This is a genomic window from Isoptericola variabilis (assembly GCF_050311655.1).
Classification (GTDB): domain Bacteria; phylum Actinomycetota; class Actinomycetes; order Actinomycetales; family Cellulomonadaceae; genus Isoptericola; species Isoptericola variabilis.
Map to the genome: position 1 here is coordinate 420,260 of NZ_JBNOZM010000001.1, position 23,157 is coordinate 443,416.

The window sequence follows — 23,157 nt, forward strand, 5'->3', positions numbered from 1 at the left end:
TTTGCCGGTGGTCCGGCCGGGCGTCAGGGTGAGGGGCATGGCAGGGGCATCGACGCTGGCCCGCGGCGTCTTCTACCCAGCAGCAGGCATCATCCTGCTGTTCGTGCTGGTCGCGGTCCTCTTCACCGACGCCACGGACGCCGTGATGACCACGCTCCAGGGCGAGGTGATCGGGGCCTTCGGCTGGTACTACGTGCTCCTGGTGGCGGCGTTCGTCATCTTCGCGATCTGGATGGGCCTGAGCCGGTTCGGCGACATCGTGCTGGGGCCCGACGACGAGGCACCGGACTTCAAGCTCCCCGTGTGGTTCTCGATGCTGTTCGCCACCGGCATGGGGATCGGGCTCGTCTACTACGGGGTGTCCGAGCCGCTGTCGCACTTCGTCACCCCGAAACCCGGCGTCACCGGCGACGACGCCGCGCTCGCCCAGGCGGCGATCTCCCAGACGTACGTGCACTGGGGTATCCACGCCTGGGCGATCTACGTGGTGGCCGGTCTGGCGCTGGCCTACGCGATCCACCGCAAGGGCCGGCCCGTGTCGATCCGGTGGGCGCTCGAGCCGGTGCTCGGCGACCGGGTGAAGGGCTGGCTGGGCAACGTCATCGACGTCGTGGCCATCATCGGCACGGTCTTCGGCGTCGCGACGTCGCTCGGGCTCGGGGTGCTGCAGGTGGCGCACGGGCTCGGCTACCTCGACGTCGTGGAGCCGAGCATCGCGCTCGAGCTCGGGCTGATCGCGGCCATCACCGCGCTCGCGGCGTTCTCGGTGGCCTCGGGCCTGTCCAAGGGCATCAAGTGGCTCTCCAACGGGAACATGGTGCTCGCCGGCGTCGTGCTGGTCGTGGTGCTGGTGCTGGGCCCCACCCTGTTCCTCCTGCGCAGCTGGGTGCAGTCGTTCGGGTACTACTTCGCGAACGTCATCCAGATGACGTTCGACACGCTGGCGTTCCGGGGCGACGAGGGCCTGGCCTGGGAGTCGAGCTGGACGATCTTCTACTGGGGCTGGTGGATCTCGTGGGCGCCCTTCGTCGGCGTCTTCATCGCACGGATCTCCCGCGGCCGCACCGTGCGCGAGTTCGTGCTGGGCACGCTGGCCGTCCCGATGGCCGTCGCCACGATCTGGTTCAGCGTCTTCGGGGGAGCGGGCCTGCACCAGGAGATGACGGAGCCCGGCAGCATGCTGGACCCCGCGACCGGCGGCGTGAACACCGACACGGCGATGTTCCAGCTCTTCGCGACGCTCCCGGGCAGCGGCACCTGGCTCGCCGTCGCGGGCATCGTGCTGGTGGTCATCTTCTTCGTGACGTCTTCCGACTCGGGATCGTTCGTGGTCGACATGCTCGCCAACGGCGGCGACCCGAACCCGCCGCTGTGGAGCCGCCTGTTCTGGGCGATCCTCGAGGGCCTGGTCGCGGCGGCGCTGCTCCTGGCGGGCGGGCTCACGGCGCTGCAGACGGCCGCCATCCTCATCGCCCTGCCGTTCTCTCTGGTGCTCATCGGCATGGCGGTGTCCATCGTCAAGGAGCTGAGCGTGGAGCACCGGCAGATCGTGCGCGCCGAGCGGCGTGCCGCCCGGGCGGAGCTCACGGAGCACGTGACCCAGGAGGTGGCGACCACGTTGGCGGGCCGGTGGGAGAACGTCCTGCCGCCGGCCCCGGGCGCGCTGCGGCTGCGCGTGCCGCGCCGTCGTGACGCCAAGGACCCGCCCGGCGCTCCGCCCGGGAAGGCGTCCGCGGCGGGCGGGGACGAGCAGCCTGGACCGGGCGGGTAAGATAGCGGCGGCCCGATTGACGGGTCGCCTCCCCACCCCAGGAAATGAGACCCGTAGATGTCTGTGCGCTCCGACCTGCGCAACGTGGCGATCGTCGCCCACGTCGACCACGGCAAGACGACCCTCGTGGACGCCATGCTGCGCCAGGCAGGCGCCTTCTCCGCCCACCAGCACGTGGACGACCGCGTGATGGACTCCGGTGACCTGGAGCGCGAGAAGGGCATCACCATCCTCGCGAAGAACACCGCGGTCCGGTACGCCGGCCCGTCGGCCGCGGAGGCGGGCGAGCCCGGCGGCATCACCATCAACGTCATCGACACCCCCGGCCACGCCGACTTCGGCGGCGAGGTCGAGCGCGGCCTGTCGATGGTCGACGGCGTCGTGCTGCTGGTCGACGCGTCCGAGGGCCCGCTGCCCCAGACCCGCTTCGTGCTGCGCAAGGCGCTCGCCGCGAAGCTGCCGGTGATCGTCGTCGTGAACAAGGTCGACCGCCCCGACGCGCGCATCACCGAGGTCGTGGGGGAGACCACCGACCTGCTGCTCGGGCTCGCGAGCGACCTGTCCGACGAGGTCCCGGACCTCGACCTGGACGCCATCCTCGACGTGCCCGTCGTGTACGCGTCGGCCAAGGCCGGCCGCGCGTCGATCGACCAGCCCGCCGACGGCGAGCTGCCCGCGAACGAGGACCTCGAGCCGCTGTTCGGCATGATCCTCGAGAAGATCCCGGCGCCCACGTTCGACGCCGACATGCCGCTGCAGGCGCACGTCACCAACCTGGACGCGTCGCCGTTCCTCGGCCGCCTGGCGCTGCTGCGCATCTTCAACGGCACGCTGCGCAAGGGGCAGACGGTCGCGTGGGCCCGTCACGACGGCACCCTGTCGAGCGTGCGGATCACCGAGCTCCTCGAGACGAAGGCGCTCGACCGCGTGCCCACCGAGTCCGCCGGCCCGGGCGAGATCGTGGCCGTGGCGGGCATCGCCGACATCATGATCGGCGAGACCCTCACCGACGTCGACGACCCGCGCCCGCTGCCGCTCATCACGGTGGACGACCCCGCGATCTCGATGACCATCGGCATCAACACCTCGCCGCTGGCGGGCAAGGGCGGCAAGGGCCACAAGGTCACGGCCCGCCAGGTCAAGGACCGCCTCGACTCCGAGCTCATCGGCAACGTGTCGCTCAAGGTGCTCCCCACCGAGCGCCCGGACGCGTGGGAGGTGCAGGGCCGCGGCGAGCTGGCCCTGGCGATCCTCGTCGAGCAGATGCGTCGTGAGGGCTTCGAGCTCACGGTCGGCAAGCCGCAGGTCGTGACGAAGCAGATCGACGGCAAGCGGCACGAGCCGATGGAGCGGATGACGATCGACGTGCCGGAGGAGTACCTCGGCGCCGTCACCCAGCTCCTGGCGCAGCGCAAGGGCCGCATGGAGACCATGAGCAACCACGGCACCGGCTGGGTGCGCATGGAGTTCATGGTCCCGGCGCGCGGCCTCATCGGCTTCCGCACGCAGTTCCTCACCGAGACGCGCGGCACGGGCATCGCGGCGTCCATCTCCGAGGGCTTCGAGCCGTGGCACGGCCCGATCGAGTCCCGCAACACCGGATCGCTCGTGGCCGACCGCGCCGGCAAGGTGACGCCGTTCGCCATGATCAACCTGCAGGAGCGCGGCTCGTTCTTCGTCGACCCCACGCAGGAGGTCTACGAGGGCATGATCGTCGGCGAGAACTCCCGCAACGAGGACATGGACGTCAACATCACCAAGGAGAAGAAGCTGACGAACATGCGGTCCTCGACCGCCGACAACTTCGAGAACCTCATCCCGCCGCGCCACCTCACGCTCGAGGAGTCCCTCGAGTTCGCGCGCGAGGACGAGTGCGTCGAGGTGACGCCGGAGGTCGTGCGGATCCGCAAGGTCGAGCTCGACGCCACGGCGCGCGCCCGGGCGACGGCGCGGGCCAAGCGCGCCTGACCCGTGCGCGACGGCGGCCTGCTCGCGGTGCACGCGCATCCCGACGACGAGACGCTCGCGACCGGCGCGCTCCTCGCGTCGTGGGCGGCCGCCGGACGGCCCGTCGCCGTGGTGACCTGCACCCGCGGTGAGCGCGGCGAGGTCATCGACACGCCGTCGCACCCCACGGGGCTGGCCCGCCTCGAGGGCGACGGGCCGGCGCTCGCCGCGCACCGGGAGACCGAGCTGGCGGCGGCGCTGGCCTCGCTCGGCGGCGCGCCCGGCGCCGTCGGGCACGCCTTCCTCGACGCCGTCGAACTGTCGGGCGCTCGGTCCGGGGAGCGCGCGACGTCCGACCGACGGTTCGAGGACTCCGGCATGGCGTGGATCGCGCCGGGGGTGGCCGGGCCGGCGGACGACGCGCCGCCCACGGCGTTCGCGCGCGTCCCGCTCGACGACGCCGCGGCGCGGCTGGCGGCCGTCGTGCGCGCGCGCCGCCCCGCCGTCGTCGCGACGTACGAGGAGCAGGGCGGGTACGGGCACCCGGACCACGTCCGCACGCACGACGTCACGGTGCGGGCGCTCGCCCTCGCGGCAGACCCGGACGCCCCCGTGCCCGGCGAGCCCTGGGGCGACGCCGAGCTGTGGCGTGCGGTGACGCCGTCCGGCGCGCTGCGCGCCGGACGCCGGGCGCTGGCCGCCACGCCCGCGGGCCAGGACCTCGCGGCCCGTACCGGGCTGACGTTCCCCGACCCGGACGAGCCCCTGCCCCCGCTCGCGCGCCACGACGCGGAGCTGCGCGACGCCGGGCCGCACGCCGTCGTGCAGGTCGACGTCGCCCCGGTGCTCGACCGGGTGCTCGGCGCGATGCGCGCGCACGCCACCCAGGTGCAGCACGCCGCCCCGGCGCCAGGGGCGGACAGCGCAGCGGGCACCACGGCGGGCACGGCGGAGGCCGACGGCACGCTGCTCGGGTGGTACGCGCTGAGCAACGACGTGCTCGCCCCGGTGCTGCCGCACGAGCACTATCTCGTGTCCCGGCCGGTAGGCTCACCGCGATGACGACGCCGGAGCACGTGAACCCCACCAGGCCTGCTGCCGCGTCGGGCGCCGGCCGGTGGTGGCGTTCCGCCGCGCGGACGGTGCTCGCCGTGGCGCTGGGCGCCGTCGTCGGGGTGCTCGGCACGGTCGCGCACCGCACCCAGTGGCAGGACCTGCCGGTCGGCATCGTCCTGGCTCTCGCGATCACCCTGTCCACCGCCGTGCTCTGCCGCGCCTGGGCCGGGCTGGGCCCGCTGCTCGCGGCCGGTGCTGGCTGGGTGGTCGCGGTGCAGGTGCTCGCCGTCGCCGGGCCGGGCGGGGACGTGCTGGTGCCGGCCCAGCCCGTCGGCCTGGTGTGGACCTACGGCGGCCTGGCGATGTTCCTCGTCGCCGCCTTCCTGCCGCGGTCCTGGTTCTCCGACCGGCAGGGCTGACGCGCGGGCCCGTGCCGTCTGTGCGCGTCCCGTGCGCGCCGCCGGGCCGGGCGTGACGAACCTGTGGGGACCGACGTCCGATTTGGCACTTTCACCCGGACTTGCTCCGGGACGGCAGGTGCCGCCCGAGTAGGATCCCCCAGGCGGGTCCGCCCCGCCTCACCTGTCCTCCGGGGCGTCGCCCCGCACCCCACCCTGACGGAGCATGCATGGGTCACCCGACCGAGCGCGAGCCGGACCCCGCCGGGCCCGCACCCGCCGAGCCTGCGCGCCCCGAGACCGAGTCCCCGACACCGGCCGCCGCCGAGCAGCCGGCGCCCGCCGAGCAGCCGGCGCCCGCCCAGCAGCCGGCGCCCGAGCAGCCCGCGGCCGAGCAGCCTGCCGCCGACGAGCCGGACGTGCCGTACCAGCCGCGGGTGCGGCTGTACGAGCAGCGCGTGATCGCGACCGTGCCGGCGCCGCCGTCGGGCCCGCCCACGCAGGCGCTGCCGGCGGTGGCGTCCGTCCCCGGCGCCGCGGGCACGCCCGGACCCGACGTCCCGCCGCCCGCGGAGCCCGGCTCGCCGCTCGACGGCCTGGCGGGCGACGGCGCCCCCAGCCGTGCGCCGAAGGTCGCGCTGTGGGCCGGCATCGGGCTCGTCGTCGTCGCGGGTCTGTACGCGGGGGCGCAGTGGGCCGTCGCGGGGAGCGTGCCGAAGGGCACCAGCGTCGCCGGCGTCGAGATCGGCGGCATGGACTCCGAGGCCGCGGTCGCGGCGCTCGAGGCCGACCTGGCGCCGCGCGCCGAGGAGCCGGTGGAGGTCCGCGCAGGGGAGGCGTCGAGCACGATCGACCCGGCCGAGGCCGGGCTGTCCTTCGACGCCCAGGCCACGGTCGACGGGCTCACCGGGTTCTCGCTGAGCCCGGCGCACCTGTGGGAGCACCTGGTCGGCGCCGACGCGGTACCCCCGGCGGTCGACGTCTCGCGGCCGACCCTCACGTCGGCGATCTCGGGCCTCGAGGACTCCCTCAAGGTCGAGCCGGTGGACGGCACGGTCGGCTTCGAGGGCGCCAAGGCCGTGTCCACGGACGCGGTCGAGGGGTCGGGCGTGCTGGTCGACGAGGCGGTGGACGCCGTCGCGGACGCCTGGCTCGTCACGTCGGGCCCGGTGGACCTGCCGACCGAGGTCGTGGAGCCCGCGGTCACGCAGGCGGAGACCGACGCCGCCCTGGAGCAGGCGCAGCAGGTGGTGAGCGGCCCCGTCACCGTCGACGTCGGGGAGCAGTCCGCCGAGCTGTCGCCGAAGGCGCTCGCCAAGGCGACGTCGTTCAAGAACACCAAGGGCGAGCTGAAGGCGCGTTTCGACGGCGAGAAGCTGGTCTCCGACGTGGTCGACGGCACCGACGACCTCCTCACCGAGCCGGACGACGCGCACTTCGTGTTCTCGGGCGGCAAGCCCGTCGTCGAGGGCGGGGAGCAGGGCACGACGCTCGACCCGGACGACACCGCGTCCGCCGTCGGCAAGGCGGCGCTGTCGACGGAGCGCACGACCGAGCTGAAGCTCGTGGAGCGCGAGCCGGAGCACACCAAGGAGGCCCTCGAGGACATGGGGGTCAAGGAGGTCGTCTCCTCGTTCTCCACCCCGCTGACGAGCGAGCCGATCCGTACGCGCAACCTCGTGCGGGGCGCCGAGATCCTCACCGGCACCCTCGTGGCGCCGGGCGACACGTTCTCGCTGCTCGACACCCTGTCGCCCATCGACGAGTCGAACGGCTTCGTCGCGGCGGGCGTGGTCAGCAACGGCGTGCACACCGACGCCGTGGGCGGCGGGCTGTCGCAGATGGCCACCACCACGTACAACGCCGGCTTCTTCGCCGGGTTCGACGACGCCGGGCACCAGCCGCACAGCTACTGGTTCAGCCGGTACCCGGCGGGGCGCGAGGCGACCATCTACGTGGGCGCCATCGACATGAAGTTCACGAACGACACCCCGTACGGCGCCGTCCTGCGGTCGTGGGTCTCGGGCGGCGAGCTGCACGTGGAGATCTGGTCGACGAAGTACTACGAGGTCAAGACCTCCGCCAGCTCCAAGCAGAACGTCCAGCCGGCGACCCCCGTGCACAAGTCCGGCGCGGGGTGCGAGCCGTACCCCGGCGGGAACGACGGGTTCACGATCACGAACTACCGCAAGGTCTACCACGACGGCGAGCAGGTCAAGGACGAGGCGAAGACCTGGACCTACAAGCCGGACAACCCCGTGGTCTGCGACCAGCCGAAGGCCGACCGCGACGCCGACCGCGAGCCCGCGGACGGCGGCGACAAGGACGGCGACAACGACGGCGGCGACGACGGAACGGCCAAGGAGGACTGATGCTCGGACGCTCGGAACGGGAGTCGCCGGCGCACGCGGCGCTGGCGGCGCACGACGCCGGCTGGTCGGGGGTGGCCCCCGGCTCGGTGGTGGCGGCGGCGGTGCCGGACGAGTCGATCGAGCTGCTGGACCTGGGCACGACGTCGGAGACGCTCGCGACCGTGGCGACGATCGACGACCTGGCGGCGGTGGTGCACCTCGGGCACCCGGAGCAGCCGTCGCCGGGGCTCGAGGAGGCGCTGCTCGCCGGCGAGCCGTCGCTCATCCTCACGGCGGCCGTCGCCGTCGCGCCGCAGTGGGTGTGGGTGGCCCCGGCGGGCGCGACGGGCGGCCAGGTGGTCATCGACGAGGCCGGCATGCGCGACTGCCAGGACCTGCTGCGCGGCATGGGGGTGAGCCCGCGCCTGGTGCCGACCCGCACCTCGGTGGACGAGCGGGTCGCGCTGGCGGGGCCGGCCGGGTCGCTCGTGGTCGAGCGGTCCCGGGTGCCGGCGGGCTGGGTCGAGGTGCCGGGCAGCGAGCGGCTCGCCGGCCGGCTGCCGGTCTGGTACGGGCTGCTGGAGGCGCGCGCGCAGTGGCCGCGGTTCGACGCCCCCGCCCAGGTGTGGCTCGCGGTCGGACCGTCGGACGACCACCGCGGGTCGCTGCAGCACACGCTGGCCGTCCTGTCCGAGGCGGGCGTCGACCTGCAGCACCTGCGCAGCCACCCGTCGGCCCGCGGGCCGCACGTGTTCTTCACCTCGTTCCGCTGCGGGTCCGTCGACGTGCTGGACGGGCTGGTCGCGGAGCTCGACGCGCGGGGCGTCGCGCACCGCACGTTGGCCGTGCTGCCGGGCGAGGGCTTCGTGCCGGGACCCGTGCCGCTCGCGCCGCGGTGGGCCTCCGGCTCGGCGGGAGCGTGAGGGAGCGCCGATGAGGATCGCGTACCTCGGGCCGGAGGGCACGTTCACCCACGAGGCGGTGCGACGCTGGGTCGGTGCCCGGTCGGTCGATGCCCGGTCGGGTGATGGTGACGTCGCGCAGCAGCCGCTGGCCACGGTCCGCGAGGTGCACGACGCCGTCGCGTCGGGCGCGGCGGACCGCGGCGTGGTGGCGGTCGAGAGCTCCGTCGAGGGGTACGTCGTGCCGTCGCTCGACGCCCTGCTGGGCAGCCCCGACGTCGTCGCTGTCGACGAGGTGGTGCTGGACGTCTCCTTCGACGCCTTCGTGCGCCCCGGCCACGCCGACCCGTCGGGCCTGCGCGAGGCGACGGCGCACCCGCACGGCCTCGCGCAGTGCACGCGTTTCGTCGCTGAGCGGAACCTGCTGCCCGTGCCGGCGTCGTCGAACGCGGCGGCGTGCCGCGACCTCGCCGACCACCAGGTCGCGTTCGGGCCGCGGCTGTGCGGCGAGCTCTACGGGCTGGAGACCCTCGCGACCGGGGTGGAGGACTTCGCCGGTGCGCGCACGCGGTTCGTCGTGCTGTGCCGGCGGGACGACGCGACCGCGGCGTGGGCGCCCGTCCGCGCGGCCGGTCGCGAGGCCGGTCGAGATGCATGGCACACGATGCTCGCCGTGACGCCGGTCGTCACGGGGCCGGGCGTGCTGGCGCGGGTCACGGCGGAGTTCGCCGAGCGCGGCGTCAACATGTCGAGCCTGGTGGAACGCCCGTTGAAGGTGCGCGAGAGCCAGTACGTGTTCGTCGTGACGCTCGACGGCGCCCCCTGGGAGCCGCAGGTCCGCGACCTGTTCGCCGCCCTGCTCGGCGCGGGCGACTCGCTCAAGGTGCTCGGCGCGTTCCCCGTGGCCCCCGGCGGCCGGGGCCTCGACGGCGTCCTGCCCGACCACGTCCCGACGGGCAGCGTGCTGGGTGGGGACGACGACGCGGCGGTCGCGCGGGGCCTGCTGTGGTGAGCGACCCGGCGGCGGGGCGCGTCGGCGTCGTCGGTGTCGTCGGGCTGGGCCTGGTCGGCGGCTCGCTCGCCCGCCTGCTCGCGGCCCGGGGCGTGGACGTCGTCGCGACCGACACCGACGCCGGCACCCGCGCCGACGCGCGCGCGGTCGGGCTGCGTGTCGCCGACGACCTGGCGGGCCTGTGCGCCGCGGGGCCCGACGTCGTCGTGCTCGCCGTCCCGCTGCGGGCCGTGCGCGCCACGGCCGTCGAGCTCGCGCCGCTCCTGGCCGACGACGCGACGCTGACCGACGTCGGCTCGGTCAAGGGCCCGGTCCGGGCGGCCGCGGCCGCCGCGGGGCTGGGGGACCGGTACGTCGGTGCGCACCCGATGGCCGGCACCGAGCACAGCGGCTTCGCCGCGTCCGACGCGGCGCTGCTCGACGCGGCGCCCTGGGCGGTCACCGTCGCGGAGCCCGGCGAGGGGGCGGCCGACGAGCCCCGGCGCCTCGCGCAGGTGCTGCGCCTCGTGACGGGCCCGCTGGCCGGTACCGCCGCGGTGGTCACGGACGACCGGCACGACGAGGCGGCGGCGCTCGTGAGCCACGTGCCGCACGTGGTGGCGACCCAACTCCTCAACGCCGTGGCGGGCGCCCCGGTGCGCGACCTCGCGCTCGGCCTCGCCGCCGGCAGCTTCCGCGACGGCACCCGGGTCGCACTCACCGACCCGGCGCGCACCGAGGCGATGGTCACGGAGAACGCGGCCTGGGTGGCGCCGGCGCTGCGCAAGGCCGTGCGCGACCTCGAGGTCGTCATCGGCGCCCTGGAGACCAACGGCTCGCTCCACGACGTCTTCCACGCCGCGGACGACGTCCGCGAGCTCCGTGCGGGCGGACGGCCCCGCCCGGCCGGGCCGGAGGAGGTGCTTCCGCTCGACGCCGGCTGGACGGCCGGCGCGGTCGGCGACCTCGTGGCGCGCTGCACCGCGGGCGCCGTCGTCGTGGGCGTCGACGACGACGCGGTCCGCGTGCGCGCCGCGCGCTGAGCCCCGGGGCTCAGGACTCGCCGGGCCGCCCGCGCCGCGGCCGCCGAGGCGGGACGGGCTTCACGGCCTCGACGTCGTCGGCGGCGACGGCCACCTCGGGCAGGTCGGGGGAGCGGTCGGGACGCACGCGCACCCCGTCGGGCCCGACGGCCGTGAGAATCCCCACGACGTCCGCCCACCGGGCCCCGTGCTCGGCCGCCTCGGCGGGAGACAGGCGCCGCCGCACGACGACGCGCGTCCCCGCAGGGACACCGGTCCAGGCGGGCGGTACGGCAGGTGGGACGGCTGACGGCGAAGGCACCACGTCAGCGATACTAGAGTTGGTCCGGCGCCCGGCTCTCCGGCGCGCGCCCTCGTCACCTGGAAGGTAGCCCGCAGTGACCTACGTGATCGCTCAGCCGTGCGTCGACGTCAAGGACAAGGCGTGCATCGAGGAGTGTCCCGTGGACTGCATCTACGAGGGCTCGCGCTCCCTGTACATCCACCCGGACGAGTGCGTCGACTGCGGCGCCTGCGAGCCGGTGTGCCCGGTCGAGGCCATCTACTACGAGGACGACGTCCCCGAGCAGTGGAAGGACTACTACCGCGCCAACGTCGAGTTCTTCGACGACCTCGGCTCGCCGGGCGGCGCCGCGAAGATGGGGCTCATCGAGAAGGACGACCCCATGATCTCCGCCCTGCCTCCCCAGGCCTGATGGGGTTCGCCGACCTCAGCGGACTGCCCTACCCCTGGGACACGCTCGAGGACGTGCGGGCGACCGCCCGCGCGCACCCCGGCGGCGTGGTCGACCTGTCGATCGGCACGCCGGTCGACCCGACGCCCCCGGTCGTGCGCGACGCGCTGGCCGCGGCGTCGGACGCGCACGGCTACCCGCTGACGCACGGCACGCCCGCGCTCCGGGAGGCCGTGGCGGGCTGGTTCGCCCGCCGTCGCGGCGTGCCCGGCCTCGACCCCGCGGGCGTGCTGCCCACGGTCGGGTCCAAGGAGCTCGTCGGCCTCCTGCCGTCGCTGCTGCGCCTGGGCCCAGGCGACGTCGTCGTGCACCCGGCGGTCGCGTACCCGACCTACGACGTCGGGGCGCGGCTGGCGGGTGCGACGCCCCTGGCCACGGACGACGTCGACGCGTGGGCGGGGCGCCGCGACGTGCGCCTGGTGTGGGTCAACTCGCCCGGCAACCCGACCGGCGAGGTCGCCGACGTCGCGCACCTGCGGCGCGTGGTGGAGGCGGCCCGGGAGATCGGCGCCGTCGTCGTGGGCGACGAGTGCTACGCCGAGCTGCCGTGGGCAGACGTCTGGGTCGGCGACGACGGCGTCTCGCGCGTGCCGAGCCTGCTCGACCCGCGCGTCACCGGGGGCAGCACGGACGGGCTGCTCGTCGCGTACTCGCTGTCGAAGCAGTCGAACGTGGCCGGGTACCGCGCCGCGTTCGTGGCCGGCGACCCGGACCTGGTGTCCGGTCTCCTGGCCACGCGCAAGCACCTCGGCATGATCGTGCCCGCGCCGGTGCAGGCGGCGATGACCGCCGCGCTGGGCGACGACGCCCACGTCGCCGCCCAGCGCGACGTCTACCGCCGTCGTCGCGCCGCGCTGCTCCGCGCGCTCGAGGCGGCGCGCTTCGTCGTCGACGGCTCCGAGGCCGGCCTGTACCTCTGGGCCCGCCCGTCCGACGGGTCGCCGCTCGCGGGAGCGTCGTCGCGCGACCTCGCGGCGTGGTTCGCCGGCCGGGGCATCCTGGTGGGGCCGGGGGAGTTCTACGGCGACGCGGGCCGTCGGCACGTGCGCGTCGCGCTGACCGCGCCCGACGATTCCGTGGCCGAGGCTGTGGCGCGCATCACATCTCCGTGACCCTCGGGATGGCTGCGGCTGGGCAGGGGATTGGATCACCTTGGTGTTGGGGGGTAGGTTCGACCGCAGGCCGAGGTAGCCCTGGAGGATGCCACGGCCGGCGTGCCCCGGGCCGCCCCCGTCCCAGAGTCACGAGTCACGCGCCCACCGGTCCCGTCGTCGGGAGTCGGCAGGCCCGTCACGGAAGGAAGACATGACGTCCACCACGCCTGCCGCAGGCACCACGGGCGACTCCGCCTCGGTGGAGCTCGTCGTCGACGGCACCGCTCGACAGCTGCCCGTCGTCCCGGCCACGGAGGGCAACGACGGCATCGTCGTGTCGTCCCTGCTGAAGGACACCGGGCTCGTCACTGTCGACCCCGGGTTCACGAACACCGCGTCGTGCCAGTCGGAGATCACGTACATCGACGGCGACCAGGGCATCCTGCGCTACCGCGGCTACCCCATCGAGCAGCTGGCCGACTCGTCCACCTTCCTCGAGGTGGCGTACCTGCTCATCCACGGCGAGCTGCCCTCGCCGGCCGAGCTGTCGGCGTTCGAGGAGCGGGTCAACCGTCACACGCTGGTGCCGGAGGGCTTCCGCGCCTTCCTCTCGTCGTTCCCGCGCGGCGGCCACCCGATGTCGATCCTGGCCTCGGCGGTCAACGCGCTCGCCACGTACTACCCCGAGTCGCTGGACCCGCACGACCCGGAGGCCGTCGAGCTCGCCACCGTGCTGATCCTCGCCAAGATCCGCACCATCACCTCGTACCTGCACCGTGCCACGCGCGACGAGCCGCTCATGTACCCGGACTACGCCCGCGGCTACGTGGACGACTTCCTGCGCATGACGTTCTCGCGGCCCTACGAGCAGTGGGAGTCCGACCCGGTGCTCGTGTCCGCGATGGACAAGCTCCTCATCCTGCACGCGGACCACGAGCAGAACTGCTCCACGTCCACCGTGCGCATCGTCGGCTCCTCGAACGCGACCCTGTACGCCTCGGTGGCCGCCGGCATCAACGCGCTGTCGGGCCCGTCGCACGGCGGCGCCAACGAGGCCGTCCTCACGATGCTCGAGAGCATCCGCAGCGGCGACGACTCCGTCGAGACCTTCATGAAGAAGGTCAAGAACAAGGAGGCCGGCGTCCGGCTCATGGGCTTCGGGCACCGCGTGTACAAGAGCTACGACCCGCGCGCCGCGATCGTCAAGAAGCACGCGGACGCCGTGCTGGGCCAGCTCGGCGCCAAGGACGAGCTGCTCGACATCGCCCGCGGGCTCGAGGAGATCGCCCTGTCGGACGACTACTTCGTCGAGCGCAAGCTCTACCCGAACGTGGACTTCTACACGGGCCTCATCTACAAGGCCATGGGCTTCTCGCCGGCCATGTTCACGCCGCTGTTCGCGCTCGGCCGGATGCCCGGCTGGATCGCCCAGTGGCGCGAGATGATGAACGACCCGCAGACCAAGATCGGCCGCCCGCGGCAGGTCTACACCGGTCCGACCGAGCGCGACTACGTGCCGCTCGAGCAGCGCTGAGGCCCGCACCCGCGCGGCACCGCACCGACGCCGGCCGTCGGCCCGCGACCAGGACGATCGATCACGACAGGACGATCCTCACCTGGCCGTCGGGTCGGCGGTCGGCGTCGTCGTCGACGGTGCTCCACGTGCCGTCCTCGCGGGTCCACACGCGCGTGCCTGCCGTGACCTCCTGCGCCCCGGTGACGGAGGCGGTGGCGACGGCCCAGTGGGCGACGGCCCAGGTGGCGAGGTCTCCGTCGAGCGGCACCGCGGCGGCGTCCAGGACGACGGCGTTGACGTCCGCGTCGGAGGTGTCGGCCCGTAGGGCGTCGGCCGGAAGGCCGAGGTCGCGCGCCGCGCGCTCGGCGAGCAGGTCCCGGGCGGCGGCGCCGGACGGCGCCCGGTCGTCCTCGGTGGGCGGCAGGTCGCAGGTGATCGCGCCGGGGGAGTGCCCGGTGAGCGCCGACGCCCACGCCCGCGACCGGGTCTCGTGCTGGGCGTAGGCCTCGGGAAAGCCCGAGCGCTGCACCGCCTGGGCGGCGACGGTGACCTCGAGGTCCTCGTAGCCCTCGACCTTGACGAGACCGTCGTAGAACTTCCCCGTCGAGTAGACGGGGTCCATGATCTCGTCGACCGTGCCCCAGCCCTGCGACGGGCGCTGCTGGAAGAGGCCCACCGAGTCCCGGTCGCCGTAGTCGATGTTGACCAGCCGCGACTCCTGGAGCGCCGTCGCGAGGCCGATCGTGGCGGCCCGCCCGGGCAGCCCGCGCTGCACCGAGGCCCCGACGATCAGGGCCGCGTTGTCCGCCTGGACCGGCGTGAGGTACCAGGAGGTGCCGTCCAGCGCGGCCGCGCACCGCTGCACCGACGGGGTGTCGACCCGGTCGAGGAACCAGACGACGCCGGCCGTGGCACCGGCGCCGACGACGAGGACCGCGGCGAGGGCGGCGCCGGTCGCTCGTCGTCGGCCCCGCCGCCGGCCCGGTCGGCCGGACACGTCAGTTCGCGTGCAGCGCGGCGTTGAGCTCGATGCCCACGCCGCCCCGCTCCAGCACCTCGACCGCGCCGGTGCGCGAGTTGCGGCGGAACAGCAGGTTGTCGCGGCCGGCGAGGTCGCGGGCCTTGACCACCAGCGGGTCGCCGTCGGCGCCCATCTCGCCGAGCACGGTGACCTTGGTGCCGGCGGTGAGGTAGAGGCCGGCCTCGACCACGCAGTCGTCGCCCAGCGGGATGCCGAGGCCGGCGTTGGCGCCGAGCAGCGACCGCTCGCCCACGCTGATGACCTCCTTGCCACCGCCCGACAGGGTGCCCATGATCGACGCGCCGCCGCCCACGTCGGAGCCGTCGCCCACGACGACCCCGGCGGAGATGCGGCCCTCGACCATGGAGGCGCCGAGCGTGCCGGCGTTGAAGTTCACGAAGCCCTCGTGCATGACCGTGGTGCCGGACGCGAGGTGGGCGCCGAGGCGCACGCGGTCGGCGTCGGCGATCCGCACGCCGGCGGGCACGACGTAGTCCACCATGCGGGGGAACTTGTCGATGCCGTAGACGGTGACGGCGCGGCCGGTGTCGGCGCGCAGGCGCAGGCGGGTGGCCTCGAAGCCCTCGACGGCGCACGGGCCGTGCGAGGTCCACACCACGTTCGTCAGCACGCCGAAGAGGCCGTCGAGGTTGACGCCGTGCGGCTGGACCAGCCGGTGGGAGAGCAGGTGCAGGCGCAGGTAGGCGTCGGCGGTGTCCTGCGGGGCGGCGTCGAGGTCGATCACGGTGCGCACGACGACGACGTCCACGCGGCGCGCGTCGTCCCGCTCGGTGAGGGCGTCGAGCTCGGCCGGGATGTCAACGTCGGACTCCGGCGGCGCGCCCAGCACGGGCGCGGGGTACCAGACGTCGAGGGTGGTGCCGTCGTCGGCGACCGTGGCGAGACCGAGGCCCCAGGCGGGGCGGGAGGAAGCAGGCGTCGTCATGCGCCCAGCGTAGTGGGCTCGTCTGCCACGATGGTGCGCGTGACCACGGACCGCACCGCCCCTTCACCCGACGCCCCCGACCGCTCCCGGACCGGCGCACCGCTGGACGCGCTCCTCGACACCCTGCTCGACCCAGGGACCGTCGGGACCTCGGACCTCGTGGACCTGCTGGCGGCGATCTGCGACGTCCCGTCGGTCTCGGGGGACGAGGCCGCGCTCGCGGACGCCGTCGAGCGGGTGCTGCGCGCGCAGCCGCACCTCGACGTGCTGCGCGACGGCGACGCGCTGGTCGCCCGCACCCACCTGGGCCGCGAGCGGCGCGTGGTGCTCGCCGGTCACCTCGACACGGTGCCGCTGACCGACCCGCCGAACCTGCCGACGCGGCTCGAGAGGGCCGCGGACGGCACGGTGGAGATGTGGGGCCGTGGCACGGTGGACATGAAGGGCGGGGTCGCGGTCATGCTCGCGCTGGCCGTCGAGCTGGGCCGCCCGGGCCGCGAGCCCGCCCACGACCTCACGTACGTCTTCTACGACCACGAGGAGGTCGAGGCGTCGCTCAGCGGGCTCGGCCGGCTGGTGCGGAACCACCCCGAGGCGCTCGCCGGAGACGTCGCGATCCTGGGCGAGTCGAGCAACAACGGGATCGAGGGCGGCTGCAACGGGACGCTGCGCGTCGAGGTCCGCACCCACGGCGTCGCCGCGCACTCAGCGCGCGCCTGGGCGGGGGTGAACGCGATCCACGCGGCGGCGCCGGTGCTCGACCGCCTCGCCGCCTACGAGGCGCGCGAGGTCGAGGTCGACGGGCTCGTGTACCGGGAGAGCCTGGGCGCCGTCGGCATCCGTGGGGGCATCGCAGGCAACGTGGTGCCGGACGCCTGCACCGTCACGGTGAACTACCGCTTCGCGCCGTCGCAGGGCGTCGCCGAGGCGGAGGCGCACGTGCGTGACCTCTTCCACGGCTTCGAGGTGGTCGTCACCGACGCCGCCGCGGGCGCCCGGCCCGGCCTCGACGACCCGCTGGTGGCGGACTTCGCGGCCGCTGTGCAGGCCGCGACCGGCACCACGCCGACACCCAAGTACGGCTGGACGGACGTGGCGCGGTTCGCGGAGCTCGGCATCCCGGCCGTGAACTTCGGCCCGGGTGACCCGGTGCTGGCGCACAAGGACGACGAGCGCCTGCCCGTCGCCCGCCTCGCGGTCGGCCGCGACGCCCTGCGCGCCTGGCTGCTCGGCGCGCCGGCGGGTGGCGTGGATAGTCTCGAGTCATGACGCGAGCGACGACCTCCCCCAGCGCCCACGGACCCGGCCACGGACCCGGCAACGGACCGCAGCGCGGGGACGACGGGGTGCCCGAGCAGGGCCGGGGCTACCGCAAGGGGCCGGTGCTCCTGCGGGGCAAGGAGATCCCGGCCCAGACCACCGACCAGCGGCTCCTGGCCGGCGGCGGGGACTCCGACTGGGTGCACTCCGACCCGTGGCGGGTGATGCGGATCCAGTCGGAGTTCGTCGAGGGCTTCGGCGCGCTGGCCGAGGTCGGCCCCGCGGTGTCGGTGTTCGGCTCCGCGCGCACGCGCGCCGACCACCCGGACTACGCGCAGGCGATCGAGGTGGGTCGGCTGCTCGCCGAGGCGGGGTACGCCGTGATGACGGGCGGCGGGCCCGGGATCATGGAGGCGGCGAACGCCGGCGCGCACAAGGCCGGCGGCACGTCCATCGGGCTCGGGATCGAGCTGCCGTTCGAGCAGGGCATGAACGAGTTCGTGAACCTGGGCGTGAACTTCCGCTACTTCTTCGCCCGCAAGACGATGTTCGTCAAGTACGCCCAGGGGTTCGTCGTGCTGCCGGGCGGCTTCGGCACCTTCGACGAGCTGTTCGAGGCCCTCACGCTCGTGCAGACCCACAAGGTGACGGAGTTCCCGATCGTGCTGGTCGGGTCCGACTACTGGGGCGGCCTGCTGGAGTGGCTGCGCACCGCCGTCGCCGACCGCGGCATGATCGGCCGCGCCGACCTGGACCTGCTGCACCTCACGGACTCGCCGGAGGAGGCCGTGAGCTACGTGATCGAGCGCGGGCGCGCCCTCGCCGCCTCGGAGCGAGAGGCGTTGGACGAGCTCGTCGAGGACCAGCGGGGGGCGGCGGACGACGCGGCCGACGACTCGTGACGGCCCAGGTCCCCGGCCCGACCGGCGTCCCGGCGGCGGGGACCCCGCTGGTGCTGCGCGGGCGCGAGGTCGGCCGCGGGCCCGACGGGGTGCTGCGCCCCGTGGTGATGGCGATCGTCAACCGCACCACGGACTCCTTCTACGCCCCGGCGCGGCGGCCCGACGACGGCGCGGCGCTCGGCGCGGCGCACCAGGCGTGGGCGGACGGCGCGCAGATCCTCGACGTCGGCGGGGTGCGCGCCGGCGTCGGCCCGGAGGTCGACGAGGCGGAGGAGATCCGCCGGGTCGTCCCGTTCGTCGCGCGGGTGCGCGAGGAGCTGCCCGACCTGCTCGTGTCGGTCGACACGTGGCGCTCCGCCGTCGCCCGCGAGGTCGTGGCCGCGGGCGCCGACCTCGTCAACGACACCTGGGCCGGGCACGACCCCGCGCTCGTCGAGGTGGCCGGCGCGGCGGGGGTCGGGGTCGTGTGCTCGCACACCGGCGGGGCGGTGCCGCGCACCGACCCGTACCGCGTCGAGTACCCGCCCGTCGACCGTCCACCCGTCGACCACGCCGGGCCCGGGGAGGGCGCGGACCCGCGCGACGGCGTCCTGGACGACGTCGTCGCGACGCTGCGCGCGGCGGCCGCCCGCGCCGTCGCCTGCGGCGTCCCGCCGCGGTCCGTGCTCGTGGACCCGACGCACGACTTCGGCAAGAACACCTGGCAGTCGCTGCACCTGCTGCGCCGCACCGCCGCGCTGGCGGGGCTCGGGTACCCCCTGCTCATGGCGCTGAGCCGCAAGGACTTCGTGGGGGAGACGCTGGGTCTCGGTCCCGACGACCGGCTCGAGGGCACCCTCGCCGCCACGGCGCTCGCCGCCTGGCAGGGCGCGACCGTCTTCCGTGCCCACGACGTCGCCGCCACGCGGCGGGTGCTCGACCTGGTCGCCGTCGTCCGCGACGAGGCTCCGCCGCACGCCACCCTGCGGGGCCTCGCCTGACCTGGCGCGGCACGGCCGGGTCTCGCCAGGCGACCTCTGACGTCCGGGGTGTGGAAGTCAGGGGTGGGTTCTGACCTAGAATGGTGGGGCGCGCCTCGTCTCGCCCCCGCCGACCGGCGGGCCGCGGGCAGGGGGCAGGCCGAGGAACCGGACAACGGAATGGAGAGCCACAGATGGCTGCGATGAAGCCGCGGACGGGCGACGGGCCGCTGGAGGTCACCAAGGAAGGACGCGGCATCGTCATGCGGGTCCCGCTCGAGGGTGGCGGCCGTCTGGTCGTGGAGCTGAACGCCACCGAGGCGACCGAGCTGGGCGAGGCACTCCAGGCCGTCGTCTCCTGACGACGGACCCCGAGCAGTACGGCGAGCGCCGGACGACCACGTCGTCCGGCGCTCGCCGTGTCTCAGCGCTGTCTCACCGCTGGATCAGAGGTGTCTCACGGCTGTCTCGGTGCCGCCTCAGCGACGCACCGCGAGGAGCAGGCCGTCCCCGGACGGCGCCAGCGCGGGCAGCACGCGGTCGTCGGAGCGCAGCGACCGGCCGACGTCGCGCACCACGGTGGTCACCTCGTCGCGCCGCGCGGGGTCGGGCACGCGCCCGCCGTGCAGCGCGCCGTCGACGGCGAGGACCCCGCCGGGGCGCAGCAGCCGCAGCCCGGCCTCGACGTGCTCGGGGTAGGAGTGCGGGTCGGCCCCGACGAGCACGAGGTCGTACGCGCCGTCGGTGAGCCGGGGCAGGACGTCGGTCGGCCGGCCGGGGATGGTGCGGGTGCGGGCGGGCGCGATCCCCGCCTCGGCGAAGGCCCGCTTCGCGGCGCGCTGGTGCTCGAGCTCGGCGTCGATGGTGGTGAGCACGCCGTCGGCGGGCATGCCGCGCAGCAGCCAGAGGGCGGCGACGCCGGTGCCCGTGCCGATCTCGACCACGGCCCGCGCGTCCAGCGCCGCGGCCATGACCTGCAGCAGCGCCCCCGTGCCGGGGGAGGCGGCCCCGCAGCCGAGCTCGGCGGCGCGCTCGCGGGCGCGCAGCAGCACCTCGTCCTCGGGCACGAAGGACTCGCTGTAGGCCCAGGCTGCGGTGCGCCCGCTGCGGGCGTCGACGTCGGTGGTGATGGCGGTCCTCCACGGCGGGGTCGCCGGCGAGAGGCCGGCGCGGGTGATGCTGCGGTGATCGTACGCGGGAACGCGGCGGCGTGCCCGGACGTTGCCGTGGGACGATGGTGATGATGACGACCGACCCCGCACCCGTGCCGGACGCGCCCGAGGCCCCCGCCGAGGCGGCCTTCGGCACGCCCCAGGACGCCGCGCGCGACACGGCGTGGACGCCCCCGACGTGGGACGAGATCGTGCGCGAGCACTCGGCGCGCGTGTACCGCCTCGCCTACCGGCTGAGCGGCAACCGGCAGGACGCCGAGGACCTCACCCAGGAGACGTTCCTGCGCGTCTTCCGCTCCCTGTCGAGCTACACGCCGGGTACGTTCGAGGGCTGGCTGCACCGCATCACGACGAACCTGTTCCTCGACCAGGTGCGGCGCAAGAAGCGCATCCGGATGGAGGCGATGGGCGACGACGCCGCCCGGGTGGCGGCCCCCGAGGACCACGGGCGCCCCGAGCGGGGGTTCGAGCACGCCAACCTCGACCACGACGTGCAGGCCGCGCTCGACGCGCTGCGCCCCGAGTACCGCGCGGCCGTCGTGCTGTGCGACATCGAGGGGCTGAGCTACGAGGAGATCGCCGTCACGCTGGGGATCAAGCTCGGCACGGTCCGCTCCCGCATCCACCGCGCCCGTGCCCAGCTCCGCGACGCGCTGGAGCACCGGCGCGCGGAGGTGACGGCGCACGGCGCGAGCGGCGGTGGGGCGTCGTGACGGGGTACACCGGCTCCGGGCACCTCGGGGTGTGGGTCAGCGACCTGGCCGACGGTCAGCTCGACGCCGCGGCGACCGAGCGCGCGCTCGCGCACGTCGCGGGCTGCGCCCGGTGCGCGGCCGAGCTCGACGCCGCCCGCGACGCGCACCGCGCCCTGGCGGCCGCCTGCGACGTCGCTCCCGACCCGGAGCTGACGGACCGGCTGCTGGCGCTGTCGGCGTCGATCCCGTCGGCGACCGGGGACCCGCTGCGAGACCGCGGGCGGTCCGCGGGCTGGGAGCGCCCCCGCGCCTGGGAGCCGACGCTCTCGGGCGACCTGGGCTCGCGGAGGCGGCACCGCACCCGACGGCTGGTCGTCGCCGGGGCGGGCGGCGTCGGCGTGCTCGGCGTCGCGCTGTTCGTGCTGGGGCAGGCGCCCGTGGTGAGCCCCGACCCGTCGCGGGTCGCGGCCCTCACCCTGCTGGCGGACGCCGAGCCGGGCGGCCACGACGCGGCCGCCGGCCGCGCGGCCACCGCCGACGCGCTCGCGTGGCTGACCGACCACGGCTGGTCGGCGCCGGCCGCGCTGCCCGACGGGTACGCCGTCACCGCGCTGCGCACCGACGGCTGCGCCGGCACGCACGGTCCGCGCGGCGCCGTGGAGCTGGACATCGCCGGGCCGGACGGGTCGGCCGTCGCCTGCCTGCGGCAGGGCCGGCTCGCGGACCTGGGCACGGCCGTCGCCGGGCCGGAGGACGGGGCACCCGCCGCGTTCGCCGCCGGCGACCACGACGTGCGCGTGCTCTCCTCCGACCCCTGGCACGTCGCCTGGCAGTCCGGGGACACCGTGGTCGACGTGGCCACCGACGTCGACGAGGAGACGCTCGCCGCGCTCGTGGCGGCCTTCCCCGGCGCCGCCGAGGGCGGCGACGTCGGCGTGCTGGGCGACATCTCCCGCGGCTGGTCCGCGGTGGGCGACGTGGTGGGCGACGTGATGACCGACGCGATGTCCGGAGCGATGACAGGAGCCCTCTGGCGCCGATGACCGAACCGTCCCGCCCCGACGACCTGTTCGCACCCCCCGAGCCGCCGGCCCGCGCGCCGGAGCCCGACCCGTACCTGCCGCCCCCGGCGGCCGCGCTGTTCCCCGGCACGGCGTCGGCGCCGCGCGAGCCGGCGCCCGGCCCCACGCCTGACCCGACGCCAGATGCCATGACGCCCACGGCCGCGACGCCCGCCACCCCCGCGGCGACCCCGGTGCGTCGGCGCCGCCCCGGGGCGGCGGCGGTCGTGGCGCTCGCGCTGGTCGCGGGTGTCGTCGGAGGCTTCGCGGGCGACCGGGTCTCGGACGCCCTGGACGACGGGAGGCCCGCGGACGCGGCGCTGCCCGCGTCGGAGGGCGCGGACACCGACCGCGGCACGACGGCGGGCGCGTCCGCCGGCGGCGACCGCCCGGACGGCTCGGTCGCGGCGCTCGCGGCCGACGTCCTGCCGAGCGTCGTCTCGATCCAGGTGCAGGGAGCGCAGGGCGCGTCGAGCGGGTCCGGCTTCGTGCTGCGCGAGGACGGCTACATCCTCACCAACAACCACGTGGTGGCCCCCGCGGCGACCGCGGGCGGCTCGGCCGTGGTCGTCTTCGCCGACGGTCGCAAGCGGGACGCCGAGGTGGTGGGCCGCACCGCGGACTACGACCTGGCCGTGGTGAAGGTGGACGCCGACGGCCTGGAGCCGCTCGTCCTCGGCGACTCCGACGCCGTCGTGGTCGGGGACCCGGTGCTCGCCGTCGGCGCGCCGCTGGGCCTGGACTCCACCGTGACCACCGGGATCGTCAGCGCGCTGCACCGGCCGGTGCAGGCCGGGGACGAGACCGGGGGAGGGGACACGACGGCGTTCATCGACGCGATCCAGACGGACGCCGCGATCAACCCCGGCAACTCCGGCGGGCCGCTGATCGACTCGGGCGGCGAGGTGGTCGGCATCAACTCGGCCATCGCGCAGCCGCCGGGCGCGATGTCCGCGACCGGCAGCATCGGCCTGGGCTTCGCGATCCCCGCCTCCCAGGCGCGGCACACCGCCGAGCAGCTCATCGAGACGGGGCACGCGACGTACCCGGTGATCGGGGCGCTGCTCGACACGAGCTACACGGGTGAGGGCGTGCAGGTCTCCTCGGCGCCCCAGCAGGGCCAGCCGGCCGTCACCCCCGACGGCCCGGCCGACCGGGCCGGCATCCGCCCCGGCGACGTCATCCTGGAGATCGACGGCCGGCCCGTGACCGTGAGCGACGCCCTCATCGTGGCGATCCGCGCCCGCCAGCCCGGCGACGCGGTGACCCTGCGCGTGCGCACGGACGGCGAGGAGCGCGACGTCCGGGTGGTGCTCCAGGAGCACCAGAGCGAATAGG

Annotated in this window: 22 protein-coding genes; 18 read left to right on the forward strand and 4 right to left on the reverse strand. The window is 75.0% G+C overall.

Features of this window, described 5'->3' with window-relative positions; translation table 11 throughout:
* Positions 1 to 37: 37 nt before the first annotated feature.
* The 8 genes from ACQP60_RS01980 (at position 38) to ACQP60_RS02015 (ending at position 10,459) form a co-directional block, all read left to right on the forward strand.
* A complete protein-coding gene (locus tag ACQP60_RS01980; protein WP_429728152.1) occupies positions 38 to 1,771 on the forward strand; it encodes a BCCT family transporter in 1,734 nt (577 codons plus the stop codon).
* Positions 1,772 to 1,828: 57 nt separating this feature from the next.
* Positions 1,829 to 3,739, forward strand: coding sequence for a translational GTPase TypA (typA, locus tag ACQP60_RS01985; protein WP_429728153.1), 1,911 nt, complete (start codon positions 1,829 to 1,831; stop codon positions 3,737 to 3,739).
* Positions 3,740 to 3,742: 3 nt separating this feature from the next.
* Positions 3,743 to 4,780 carry a PIG-L family deacetylase gene (locus ACQP60_RS01990; protein ID WP_429728154.1) on the forward strand — a complete coding sequence of 346 codons (1,038 nt, stop codon included), beginning with the start codon at positions 3,743 to 3,745 and terminating at the stop codon, positions 4,778 to 4,780.
* Positions 4,777 to 5,193, forward strand: a complete 417-nt coding sequence (locus ACQP60_RS01995; RefSeq protein WP_429728155.1) for a DUF6113 family protein — start codon at positions 4,777 to 4,779, stop codon at positions 5,191 to 5,193. The genes ACQP60_RS01990 and ACQP60_RS01995 overlap by 4 nt, the downstream gene beginning before the upstream one ends.
* A gap of 209 nt (positions 5,194 to 5,402) precedes the next feature.
* On the forward strand, positions 5,403 to 7,544 hold the full coding sequence (locus ACQP60_RS02000; protein WP_429728156.1) for a VanW family protein: 2,142 nt from the start codon (positions 5,403 to 5,405) through the stop codon (positions 7,542 to 7,544).
* The gene (locus ACQP60_RS02005; protein WP_429728157.1) at positions 7,544 to 8,446 is read left to right on the forward strand and encodes an ACT domain-containing protein; all 903 of its coding nucleotides are present in this window, start codon (positions 7,544 to 7,546) and stop codon (positions 8,444 to 8,446) included. The genes ACQP60_RS02000 and ACQP60_RS02005 overlap by 1 nt, the downstream gene beginning before the upstream one ends.
* Positions 8,447 to 8,456: 10 nt before the next feature.
* Positions 8,457 to 9,437, forward strand: a complete 981-nt coding sequence (locus ACQP60_RS02010) for a prephenate dehydratase (protein WP_429728158.1) — start codon at positions 8,457 to 8,459, stop codon at positions 9,435 to 9,437.
* Complete coding sequence (locus tag ACQP60_RS02015; RefSeq protein ID WP_429728159.1) at positions 9,434 to 10,459, forward strand: prephenate dehydrogenase; 1,026 nt, start codon at positions 9,434 to 9,436, stop codon at positions 10,457 to 10,459. Before ACQP60_RS02010 ends, ACQP60_RS02015 begins: the two co-directional genes overlap by 4 nt.
* 10 nt (positions 10,460 to 10,469) lie before the next feature.
* On the opposite strand, the gene ACQP60_RS02020 is transcribed toward ACQP60_RS02015, so the two are convergent.
* A complete protein-coding gene (locus ACQP60_RS02020) occupies positions 10,470 to 10,763 on the reverse strand; it encodes a putative acetyltransferase (protein ID WP_429728160.1) in 294 nt (97 codons plus the stop codon).
* A 73-nt stretch (positions 10,764 to 10,836) separates the two neighbouring features.
* Here ACQP60_RS02020 and fdxA point away from each other — a divergent pair, with 73 nt between their 5' ends.
* The 3 genes from fdxA (at position 10,837) to ACQP60_RS02035 (ending at position 13,821) form a co-directional block, all read left to right on the forward strand.
* Entirely contained in the window at positions 10,837 to 11,154 is a 318-nt protein-coding gene (gene fdxA / locus ACQP60_RS02025) for a ferredoxin (RefSeq protein WP_079573027.1), read from the forward strand.
* On the forward strand, positions 11,154 to 12,305 hold the full coding sequence (dapC, locus tag ACQP60_RS02030; RefSeq protein WP_429728161.1) for a succinyldiaminopimelate transaminase: 1,152 nt from the start codon (positions 11,154 to 11,156) through the stop codon (positions 12,303 to 12,305). The genes fdxA and dapC overlap by 1 nt, the downstream gene beginning before the upstream one ends.
* Positions 12,306 to 12,498: 193 nt before the next feature.
* A complete protein-coding gene (locus tag ACQP60_RS02035; RefSeq protein WP_429728162.1) occupies positions 12,499 to 13,821 on the forward strand; it encodes a citrate synthase in 1,323 nt (440 codons plus the stop codon).
* Between the two features lie 61 nt (positions 13,822 to 13,882).
* On the opposite strand, the gene ACQP60_RS02040 is transcribed toward ACQP60_RS02035, so the two are convergent.
* Positions 13,883 to 14,800: a hypothetical protein gene (locus ACQP60_RS02040; protein ID WP_429728163.1), complete on the reverse strand. Its 918-nt coding sequence runs from the start codon at positions 14,798 to 14,800 to the stop codon at positions 13,883 to 13,885.
* A 1-nt stretch (position 14,801) separates the two neighbouring features.
* Positions 14,802 to 15,770 (reverse strand): 2,3,4,5-tetrahydropyridine-2,6-dicarboxylate N-succinyltransferase, encoded by a 969-nt coding sequence (gene dapD, locus ACQP60_RS02045; protein WP_429728164.1) that lies wholly within the window; start codon positions 15,768 to 15,770, stop codon positions 14,802 to 14,804.
* A 30-nt stretch (positions 15,771 to 15,800) separates the two neighbouring features.
* Between dapD and dapE the strand changes: the two genes are divergently transcribed.
* From dapE to ACQP60_RS02065, 4 genes are all read left to right on the forward strand, one after another.
* Positions 15,801 to 17,039 carry a succinyl-diaminopimelate desuccinylase gene (gene dapE / locus ACQP60_RS02050; protein WP_429728165.1) on the forward strand — a complete coding sequence of 413 codons (1,239 nt, stop codon included), beginning with the start codon at positions 15,801 to 15,803 and terminating at the stop codon, positions 17,037 to 17,039.
* Positions 17,036 to 17,932: an LOG family protein gene (locus ACQP60_RS02055; protein ID WP_429728166.1), complete on the forward strand. Its 897-nt coding sequence runs from the start codon at positions 17,036 to 17,038 to the stop codon at positions 17,930 to 17,932. The genes dapE and ACQP60_RS02055 overlap by 4 nt, the downstream gene beginning before the upstream one ends.
* Complete coding sequence (gene folP / locus ACQP60_RS02060; RefSeq protein WP_429728167.1) at positions 17,929 to 18,912, forward strand: dihydropteroate synthase; 984 nt, start codon at positions 17,929 to 17,931, stop codon at positions 18,910 to 18,912. The genes ACQP60_RS02055 and folP overlap by 4 nt, the downstream gene beginning before the upstream one ends.
* A gap of 173 nt (positions 18,913 to 19,085) precedes the next feature.
* Positions 19,086 to 19,253, forward strand: a complete 168-nt coding sequence (locus ACQP60_RS02065; RefSeq protein ID WP_079573043.1) for a DUF3117 domain-containing protein — start codon at positions 19,086 to 19,088, stop codon at positions 19,251 to 19,253.
* A 117-nt stretch (positions 19,254 to 19,370) separates the two neighbouring features.
* On the opposite strand, the gene ACQP60_RS02070 is transcribed toward ACQP60_RS02065, so the two are convergent.
* A complete protein-coding gene (locus tag ACQP60_RS02070; RefSeq protein ID WP_429728168.1) occupies positions 19,371 to 19,958 on the reverse strand; it encodes an O-methyltransferase in 588 nt (195 codons plus the stop codon).
* A gap of 173 nt (positions 19,959 to 20,131) precedes the next feature.
* Between ACQP60_RS02070 and sigE the strand changes: the two genes are divergently transcribed.
* The 3 genes from sigE to ACQP60_RS02085 are packed head-to-tail and all read left to right on the forward strand — an operon-like array spanning position 20,132 to position 23,156.
* Positions 20,132 to 20,776 (forward strand): RNA polymerase sigma factor SigE, encoded by a 645-nt coding sequence (gene sigE, locus ACQP60_RS02075; protein ID WP_429728169.1) that lies wholly within the window; start codon positions 20,132 to 20,134, stop codon positions 20,774 to 20,776.
* The gene (locus tag ACQP60_RS02080) at positions 20,773 to 21,801 is read left to right on the forward strand and encodes an anti-sigma factor family protein (protein ID WP_429728170.1); all 1,029 of its coding nucleotides are present in this window, start codon (positions 20,773 to 20,775) and stop codon (positions 21,799 to 21,801) included. The genes sigE and ACQP60_RS02080 overlap by 4 nt, the downstream gene beginning before the upstream one ends.
* Positions 21,798 to 23,156 carry a S1C family serine protease gene (locus ACQP60_RS02085; protein ID WP_429728171.1) on the forward strand — a complete coding sequence of 453 codons (1,359 nt, stop codon included), beginning with the start codon at positions 21,798 to 21,800 and terminating at the stop codon, positions 23,154 to 23,156. Before ACQP60_RS02080 ends, ACQP60_RS02085 begins: the two co-directional genes overlap by 4 nt.
* Position 23,157: the final 1 nt, after the last annotated feature.

Coding starts and splice junctions, on each gene's coding strand:
- ACQP60_RS01980 (WP_429728152.1), top strand. CDS start 38: ATGGCAGGGGCATCGACGCTGGCCCGCGGCGTCTTCTACCCAGCAGCA.
- typA (WP_429728153.1), top strand. CDS start 1,829: ATGTCTGTGCGCTCCGACCTGCGCAACGTGGCGATCGTCGCCCACGTC.
- ACQP60_RS01995 (WP_429728155.1), top strand. CDS start 4,777: ATGACGACGCCGGAGCACGTGAACCCCACCAGGCCTGCTGCCGCGTCG.
- ACQP60_RS02000 (WP_429728156.1), top strand. CDS start 5,403: ATGGGTCACCCGACCGAGCGCGAGCCGGACCCCGCCGGGCCCGCACCC.
- ACQP60_RS02005 (WP_429728157.1), top strand. CDS start 7,544: ATGCTCGGACGCTCGGAACGGGAGTCGCCGGCGCACGCGGCGCTGGCG.
- ACQP60_RS02010 (WP_429728158.1), top strand. CDS start 8,457: ATGAGGATCGCGTACCTCGGGCCGGAGGGCACGTTCACCCACGAGGCG.
- dapC (WP_429728161.1), top strand. CDS start 11,154: ATGGGGTTCGCCGACCTCAGCGGACTGCCCTACCCCTGGGACACGCTC.
- ACQP60_RS02035 (WP_429728162.1), top strand. CDS start 12,499: ATGACGTCCACCACGCCTGCCGCAGGCACCACGGGCGACTCCGCCTCG.
- dapD (WP_429728164.1), bottom strand. CDS start 15,770: ATGACGACGCCTGCTTCCTCCCGCCCCGCCTGGGGCCTCGGTCTCGCC.
- dapE (WP_429728165.1), top strand. CDS start 15,801: ATGGTGCGCGTGACCACGGACCGCACCGCCCCTTCACCCGACGCCCCC.
- ACQP60_RS02055 (WP_429728166.1), top strand. CDS start 17,036: ATGACGCGAGCGACGACCTCCCCCAGCGCCCACGGACCCGGCCACGGA.
- ACQP60_RS02065 (WP_079573043.1), top strand. CDS start 19,086: ATGGCTGCGATGAAGCCGCGGACGGGCGACGGGCCGCTGGAGGTCACC.
- sigE (WP_429728169.1), top strand. CDS start 20,132: ATGATGACGACCGACCCCGCACCCGTGCCGGACGCGCCCGAGGCCCCC.
- ACQP60_RS02085 (WP_429728171.1), top strand. CDS start 21,798: ATGACCGAACCGTCCCGCCCCGACGACCTGTTCGCACCCCCCGAGCCG.